The following is a 7929-nucleotide window of genomic DNA, read 5'->3' as shown; positions in this document are numbered from 1 at the left end:
CTTTATGGATATGGTATACTACATAAACGGAGGAAGGAATTTCCATTACCCACTCAAATCAACATAGAGCCAGAAAAATTAGTCTCTGCCGCTTAACATAAAAAAGAGCCGTCTCATTTTGAGACAGCTCCACTGCGCCGGAAGTTGAGAGGGAGGTAAAGGATGCATCGCGATAGTGGTGATTCACAAAAAGGAAGGTTTACCATCCTAATGCGTCAACCCTTGAAACCCCAACTTCTTCAACCCCTCGCGTATTTCGGGAGCGTTCATAAATAAACGCCAGAGCAATCCGGTACGATGATTTTCGATCATCGGAGCGATCGTCAACTGATCGATGGCCAAATAACGCTTCGGATACCAGCCATGACCGATGCTGAAGGCATCGTAAAAGCCATAGGTGCCCCAGATGCTGTCGCCAAGAGCAAAGTAGAAATGGCGCAGAGCCTTCATCGATTCGTCGGGGGTGTAAGGAAAGCTCGACAAGGCCGCCGTAGGCGTGATGACACCCGGATCGTTCTGCATCGGTCTGTGCGCCGTGTAGCCGTCGATCGTGTAGCTGGCCGTCAGTCCCCAGCAGTTCTCCCCGTATCCTTTATGCCCTTGCGGGTTCTGCACGCAGTAGGCATAATTGATCAACGCCTGATTACGGTTCACCTCGCCATAGTCGGCATACGCGTCTTTCAGTCCTATCGGGTTCAAGCCGATGTAAGAGTAATGTGCCCAGAAGAGAGGCCCTCCGTAGCCTTCGGCACCGTTATGCTTCACCCGCAAGGGTAGTCCGTAAGCGACAGCTTCGCTACGAATACCTCCGCCGCGTGCCCATCCGTTGTGGTAAGCCGAAGCCGGAATGGGATGCGTGGGCGACGAAGCCGCAAGAATATAGGTGATCAAGCACTCGTTATATCCTTCGAGCGGAAAGTTCATTTGCCATTCGTGCGTGGGGCTCCAATGCCAGTATAGCACGTCTTTGCCGTTCAGATACCAGTCCCACTCCATCGCATGCCAAAGTGTATCGATCTTCTCTGCCAGCTCACGTTCCGAAGGATTTCCTTCCTTGAAATATTCACGAACGCACAGGAGACCCTGCATTAAAAATGCACTCTCTACAAGGTCTCCTCCGTCATCTTTCGAACTGAACGGTTTTACCTTACCGGTCTTCCCGTAGATCCAATGCGGCCAGACACCGTGAAATCGGTCGGCACGCGCCAGATAATCGACGATACGGTGAAGCCGGCCCACACACGTATCGCGCGGAATAAATCCCCGCTCGACGGCCACCAGCAACCCGGCGAGCCCGAAGCCGCTCCCGCCCGTGGTTACTACGTCGGCATCGTTTTGCGGATAAATGCCGTCCATGTGGATGCGTTCCGGCGCCAAGCCGGACGTCGGCTCGGCTCCGTCCCACATATAATTCAAGTGCGTTCGCTGAACGTAATCGAGGAACGCGTCGTCGTCGGCAAAGGTCAGCAGACGTTGCTCAGCCGGGGGCGTCTCTTTCTGCGACTTCTTATCGCATCCGGCTGTCAGGCAGAGGCACAGAAAGGCTGCGGCGATCGTTCTCATAAGCCTCCTCCGTCCGGTTTGCGTTGTCCGAACAACCACGAAAGGTAATCGGGCTGGCTGAACGCCGGATACCAACTGCCGTGATCGACGCCCGGAAATTCGATGTATTCTACCTCGATGCCGGCCTTCTTCAACGCCAGATAAGCTTCGCGCGAAAACTCTACGGGCACGACCGAGTCGGAATCACCGTGGTAGATGCGGAACTTTGTCGGTGTAACCAGCTGCTCCAGTCGCCCGGTATGCACGCCTCCGCAGATGGGGATCGCGGCAGCAAAGAGGTCGGGGTAACGGCAGACAAGATCGAACGTGCCCATACCGCCCATCGACAGCCCCATCACATACACGCGACGGGGATCGACGGGGTATTCGGCCATCGTCCGGTCAAGTAACTCCTTCACCAACGCGAGCGGTCGTGAGATTTCCGCATCGGCAGGAAAAGGATTTCCGTCTTTGAAACCGTTGGGACGTAGCGAGGTAGGCCAGTAGCGATCTTCCGGACATTGCGGGAACAACACGAAGGCGGGGTATTGTGTTCGGTTAACGGGATTGGTAAAAAGCATGCCTCCGTGAAACAGTTGTTTCTCATTGTCCGAGCCGCGTTCGCCCGCGCCATGCAGAAAGAGCACTAACGGATACGTCTTGCCTTCGGCTACGCTTTCAGGTTTCAGACAGCGATAGAGCAGCGAGTCGCCGCTCTTCGATACATACACGTCGCTCTCATATTGAGGAAATTTCTTTTGAGCGGAGATCCACTGCATGCCGCAAACACAGCATAACAGCAGGATGCAGATTCGTTGTTTCATATCATGCGTTATTTATTCATTAATTGTTTGATTTCGGCACTACTCAACGCTTTGTTGTAGATACGCAGCTCGTCGATCAGGCTGTGATCGGAGAGGTGGTTCCACTCGTTGAAACGCGGCGATCCCGAACCGATAGACATCAGGTCACAACCGTTCCAGCTGATGCGGGTCAGATTGGCCGTTGCTACTTCTTCGCCGTCGAGGTAAAGGAAAGCCTTCCCTTCGGTCAGCACCAGCGCCACGTATTTCCATCCGCTCGCCTCCGGATCGAGGTCGGCTTTTGCACCGCCGTCCAGCCAGCTGTCGGCTGTTCCGTTTCCTACATTGGCCTTGATGCGCTGCTTGGCACCCGCCTTTTCGCGGAAGATGCGGAATCCGGCTTTACGGTTATTCTGTTTGTCGGCTGGCTTACCTTCCGTCTTGGGACCCAGTACGAGCAAACCGGCACGGTCGGGCACAGGATTGAGCTTGTACCAGAATGCGAACGTCATCGACGGTCCTAACGGCGCGGCCAGATTAGCCACGTCGAATGTGAGATAGCTGTCTTTGGCTCCGGCATAAGCCTTGCCTTTTTTCCCATCGGCCAACGAGGGCGTCCCTGTCGGGGAAGCCTCGGAAAGACTTTGGTATTCCTCAAAATCCTTGTCGAACGACAGGTAGAAGATTTGTCCGTCGGCACCGAGCGGAGGAGGTGTCGGCTGCTGCGGATAGTCGAACGGAGGGTCTTGTCCCAAGTCCTGAAAACACGACGTCAGCAACAAACCGGCTAACGTGATCGCTATATAGATTGTTCTTTTCATGACGTTTGTTTTTTATCGGTTAGTAATTCGGATTCTGTTTGAGCACTCCATTCGACTTGTCGACTTCCGTTTGCGGCAAAGGCAACAGGGCGTGTTTGTCCTGATAATTCGTTTTGCCGGCTGCATGCAACACGTCGCGGGCAACGCCCCAACGCACCAGGTCGTAGAAACGGTCGAACTCCATGCCCAGCTCCACCCGACGTTCGTGGCGGATGGCTTTACGCATCTCGGCCGGATCGGTCGTCGTTACTTTCGGCAGAACAGCGGCATTTCCTCCCCGGGCACGGGCGCGTACCATTTCGAGGTATTCCATCGCCTCGCCGGTCTTGCCCGTCTCATTGGCTGCTTCGGCCGCCATAAGTACGACGTCGGCATAGCGAATCAGGCGGATGTTATACCAATGGCCGCTCTTTGTGTAAGTGGCACGCATCGTCGGATCGGTGTATGCTTTCTTATTATAATATTTATTGACGACGGATGCATTGGCAACAGGCCGCTCGCCCCACGGTTTGTTGGGCTCAATCGTATTCGGGTCTTCACCTGTTTTGACGAAGTAGAGCAAGGTCTCGTTCTTTCGCGGATCGCCCTCTTCGAAGGCCTCGGCCAACAACTGAGTCGGCGTATGCCATCCCCATCCGAGATTCCATTCGCCGGCGCCACGTACGCCCTGCACCTGCGCAAACTGGCTGCCGATCTCGTTCGAGCCCGGTTGTGATGGCGTCGCCGTGCATTGCAGCTCGAAAATGGATTCGCTGCTGTTCTCGCCCGATTCACGGAAGATCTTATCGTACGGCGTATTTAGGTTATACAGGCCGGATTTGATTACATCCGTCGATGCCGTGTACATATTCGCCCAATCGTTGCGCTGCATGTAGGCTTTTGCATGGAGTGACCGCGCGGCGCCCCATGTCAGGCGACCGGTATAAACGGCCGACCACGTCTTGGGCAGATGCGCTTCGGCCACCGTCAGGTCGGCGTCAATCAAAGCATAAATCTCTGCCGCCGGCGACTTCGGGATGTTGGCATCTTCGGCCTTGTTCACCTTAAAATCAATTTTGGGCACGTCGCCAAAAGCACGCACCAGATTGAAGAAAGCAAAGGCACGGAAGAAATGCGCTTCCGATTTGTTGATGCGATCACCATCCGACAGGGAGCCTTGCTCCTTCTCGCTCTGCTCGATGTCGGCAATGACTTTATTGGCTAAAATAATCAGTTCGTAGTTCCCAGTCCAATAGCCGGCAATCAATCCGTTTGTTGCAATGTATTCAAAGTCGTCGAACATCTTGCCGTGTGCCGCGCCATCGGAGGCCGTACTGCCTTTTTCGGCATCTTCGGAACGGAAACAATGCACGGCCAATGCCGTTGTTCCGCCTGTTACGTTAAACCCGCGCATCTTGGCGTACAAGGTAAAGACATCGGACTGAAACGATCCGCCGCCGCTTTCATCGCCCTGTATCCATTCTCCCTGCGGACGTTGATCTAACAGGTCGGAGCATCCGCTCATCAACGTCGCAAGACCTATTGCGAGTATTCCTATGATATTTCTGATAGAATGATTCATAATCGATGTATTTAGAAAGTTAAGTTAAATCCGAAAGTATAAATCACCGGCATGGGATACGTTCCTCTGTCGATACCCGATTCCAAGGCCGAGCCTTTCATCTCGGGCGTGTATCCCGTGTTGCGTCGCCATGTTTTCAGGTTCTGAATATTCGCGTACAGTCGTAGCGATTTCAGATGCAGCTTGCTCAACAGCGCCGGATTGAGTTTGTATCCGAGCTGAACGTTCCGTATGCGGAAGAAACTGTCGTCTTCGATGAAATAGCTCGAGTTTAGCAGATTCAATGCCCGCGACGGGTTCAGTACCGGCTCCCAGTTCGAGGTTCCCTCACCGTGCCAGCGGTTCATCCGCGAGGAGAGGTAGTTCAATTGAGCATACGTCGGGTCGTCCCAAGTCCGGTAAATTTCGTTACCGTAGACTCCCATCATGTCGACCCCCAGATCGAAGTTCTGGTATTCGAGGTTGACATTAAAACCGTATGTAAGGTCGGGGGTCGGATTACCGATCATCGTGCGGTCGTCCTGCGTGATCACGCCGTCGCCGTTGACATCCTTAAATTTCAGGTCGCCGGGTGCCGGACTGCCGACTTTGTTCGGGAAATACCGCTTTACGTCTTCTTTGTTCTGATATACGCCGATCACCTGATAACCATAAAAGTGAGCCACGGGATACCCTTCCATCGAACGCGAGATACCTTTCGGGCCCTCAAAGATGGCATCTTCGGGGCCACGTCCGAGCGAAAGCACCTGATTGTCGATTGTCGTCAGGTTACCTGATACGGTGTACTTCAGCCCGCTTTCCCCGATCTTATCCGACCATGAAGCCGAAAGCTCCAGACCCCGGTTACGGATTTCTCCGAGATTTTCGAGCGAGTTCTTCGCTCCCGAGAAACCCGACAACAAAACAATGATATCTTTCGTTACTTTGTTATAATACACCGGCTCTATACGAAGCCGATTCCCAAAGAGAGCGATCTCGAGGCCGGCCTCCCATGCGTGCGTTTTCTCCCACGACAGATTACGGGGCAGATACCTCAACGAATAACCGGCAATGATGTTGTCGCCGAAGACAGCGCTACCCGAATTCTCCAGTCGAGGATACGTAGGATAATGGAAACCTCCGGTATTCTGGCTTCCCAACACGCCCCACGAGCCTTTCAGCTTCAAGTAATCGATCATGGACTGATTTTTCATGAATGCCTCTTCCGAAACGACCCAGCCCGCACCGAGCGAATAGAAGTTCTCCCATGTATTGCCTACCGAGCGGAACACCGAAGCGCCGTCGCGACGATACGACGCATTGAGCAAATACTTATTCTGATAGCTGTATAACGCCCGAAGCAGGTACGACATCGTGAAACGTCGGTGTTGTGCTCCTCTGTTCGACGAGGCTTTCGCATCGATTGAGGAAATCCACCATTTATCTTTGTCATTGTCGGGAATCGAGAAGATGATATCGTTGAGATGTTGCTCTCTTCCGGCTTCCAGCAGCGAATATTCGGTATAATTCGTCGTTAGTCCGGCCATCGCCGTTAAACTGTGTCCGCTCGACGACAAGTCGTAAGTTAGAATATAGTCGCTCTGCGCCACTGTACGTGTCGATTTATTTTGCGACACCGATTCACGGTCGGTCAGATTTTCTTTACCTGCGACATCGGGATTGTACACATAAATAATCGGGCTGAATTTCCGCTCTTCACCTACGGCATAATCCAAAGAGAATGTGGTTTTAAATTTCAGATTCTTCAGAATATCCACCTCCCCATAAATATTTCCGGCTAGGCGATTATTTACGCCGACCGTATGTCCGGCTCGCGTTTCCACGTCGATCATCGGGTTCCACACCTGTGCCCGCTGAAAATCAGGGAGCGTATGCAACAGGCCGGTTTTCTCATGATAGACCGGAGCAATCGGTGCGGCTCGGATGGCTCCCGATACACCTTTGGCATCGGACGGCCATGTACGCGAACCGTTCACCTGAAATCCGAAGCGCAAAAAATCAGTCACCTGATAATCGCTGTTCAGGTTTGCCGTTACTTTCGAGTACTTTTCATGCAGAATATTGCCTTCCTCCGATGTGTAACCGAGACCTAAATAAAAACGATTCTTCTCGCTGGCGCCTGTGATGCTCACATTGTGGTTCGTCATAAAACCCTGCTGGAAGATCACATCCTGCCAGTCGGTATCGGCATTCCATTTCGTGTAGTCGTATGCGCCCAGACCCTGATTGACGCGCTGTTCATCGTATAGCTCGCGAAATTGGGCGGCGTTAGTCATCGACATCCGGTCGGCGACGTTTCTGAATCCGAGAGACGAGTTGACATTCACGACGGTCTGTCCCGATTTGGCGCGTTTCGTGTTCACGATAATCACTCCGTTGGCACCGCGAACGCCAAAAATCGCGAGCGATGAAGGGTCTTTCAATACTTCCATCGACTCGATATCGGCGGGGTTCAAATAATTGATGTTGTCAGAAAACAGACCGTCCACAACATACAACGGCGCATATCCGTTGATAGAATTTGTACCGCGGATACGAATCTCCGGATCTTGTCCGGCATGTCCGGCATTGACAACCTGCACCCCCGCAAGCTTCCCTTGTATGGAGGCCAATGGGTTCGTCGACGGACGATCGGCAAACTCGGCGGCTTTGATGCTGACGATCGACCCGGTCAGATCACGCTTCTTGGCGCTACCGTAACCGATAACCACAACTTCATCCAATACCTGCTGATCTTCCGACATCATCACATCGATACGTGAGCGTCCGTTCACGGCCTGCTCCACTGTCGTCATACCGATATAACTGAATACCAACGTTGCCTGAACCGGAACGTCGGATAACGTGTACGAACCATCGAGGCCGGTCACGGTCCCATTCGTCGTACCTTTTACCAGAATGCTGACACCAATGGCGGGCTCGCCGGTGGCTTGCTCCGTTACCACACCCGAAACGGTTATGCGTTGCTGGGCAAAAAGCCATAACGGCATCAGCAGAAAACTAAAAACAAGTAGCGATTTACATTTCATGGGTATTCTTTTTTTAATGTTACTGCAAAAATCGGATTTTTTTCCACAAAAAACCCGATAATCCTCCTACTACCCAAAAAACAACCTGCTGCAACGTTACGCCATGTTATAAAACATACGCTATAACCTTACGGCATCACTACGGCAAAGAGCTTTATACTCTTTTATATCAA

5 protein-coding genes are annotated in these 7929 nt (G+C 52.6%); all 5 read right to left on the bottom strand.

The window, feature by feature from the left end:
- Positions 1-207: 207 nt before the first annotated feature.
- The 5 genes from EII41_RS04145 to EII41_RS04125 are packed head-to-tail and all read right to left on the bottom strand — an operon-like array spanning position 208 to position 7756.
- On the bottom strand, positions 208-1563 hold the full coding sequence (locus EII41_RS04145) for a glucoamylase family protein (RefSeq protein ID WP_124751973.1): 1356 nt from the start codon (positions 1561-1563) through the stop codon (positions 208-210).
- Complete coding sequence (locus tag EII41_RS04140; RefSeq protein WP_124789540.1) at positions 1560-2366, bottom strand: alpha/beta hydrolase-fold protein; 807 nt, start codon at positions 2364-2366, stop codon at positions 1560-1562. Before EII41_RS04140 ends, EII41_RS04145 begins: the two co-directional genes overlap by 4 nt.
- A gap of 8 nt (positions 2367-2374) precedes the next feature.
- Entirely contained in the window at positions 2375-3166 is a 792-nt protein-coding gene (locus EII41_RS04135; RefSeq protein WP_124751971.1) for a LamG domain-containing protein, read from the bottom strand.
- A 19-nt stretch (positions 3167-3185) separates the two neighbouring features.
- Complete coding sequence (locus tag EII41_RS04130; RefSeq protein WP_124789539.1) at positions 3186-4727, bottom strand: RagB/SusD family nutrient uptake outer membrane protein; 1542 nt, start codon at positions 4725-4727, stop codon at positions 3186-3188.
- Positions 4728-4738: 11 nt separating this feature from the next.
- Positions 4739-7756 (bottom strand): SusC/RagA family TonB-linked outer membrane protein, encoded by a 3018-nt coding sequence (locus tag EII41_RS04125; protein WP_124789538.1) that lies wholly within the window; start codon positions 7754-7756, stop codon positions 4739-4741.
- Positions 7757-7929: the final 173 nt, after the last annotated feature.

The sequence above is a fragment of the Tannerella forsythia genome (assembly GCF_003860135.1).
GTDB classification, from domain to species: Bacteria; Bacteroidota; Bacteroidia; order Bacteroidales; family Tannerellaceae; genus Tannerella; species Tannerella forsythia_A.
Note: the sequence above shows the minus strand (reverse complement) of the source record. Positions and strands in the feature narration are given on the sequence as shown.

Coding starts and splice junctions, on each gene's coding strand:
- EII41_RS04130 (WP_124789539.1), bottom strand. CDS start 4,727: ATGAATCATTCTATCAGAAATATCATAGGAATACTCGCAATAGGTCTT.
- EII41_RS04145 (WP_124751973.1), bottom strand. CDS start 1,563: ATGAGAACGATCGCCGCAGCCTTTCTGTGCCTCTGCCTGACAGCCGGA.
- EII41_RS04140 (WP_124789540.1), bottom strand. CDS start 2,366: ATGAAACAACGAATCTGCATCCTGCTGTTATGCTGTGTTTGCGGCATG.
- EII41_RS04125 (WP_124789538.1), bottom strand. CDS start 7,756: ATGAAATGTAAATCGCTACTTGTTTTTAGTTTTCTGCTGATGCCGTTA.
- EII41_RS04135 (WP_124751971.1), bottom strand. CDS start 3,166: ATGAAAAGAACAATCTATATAGCGATCACGTTAGCCGGTTTGTTGCTG.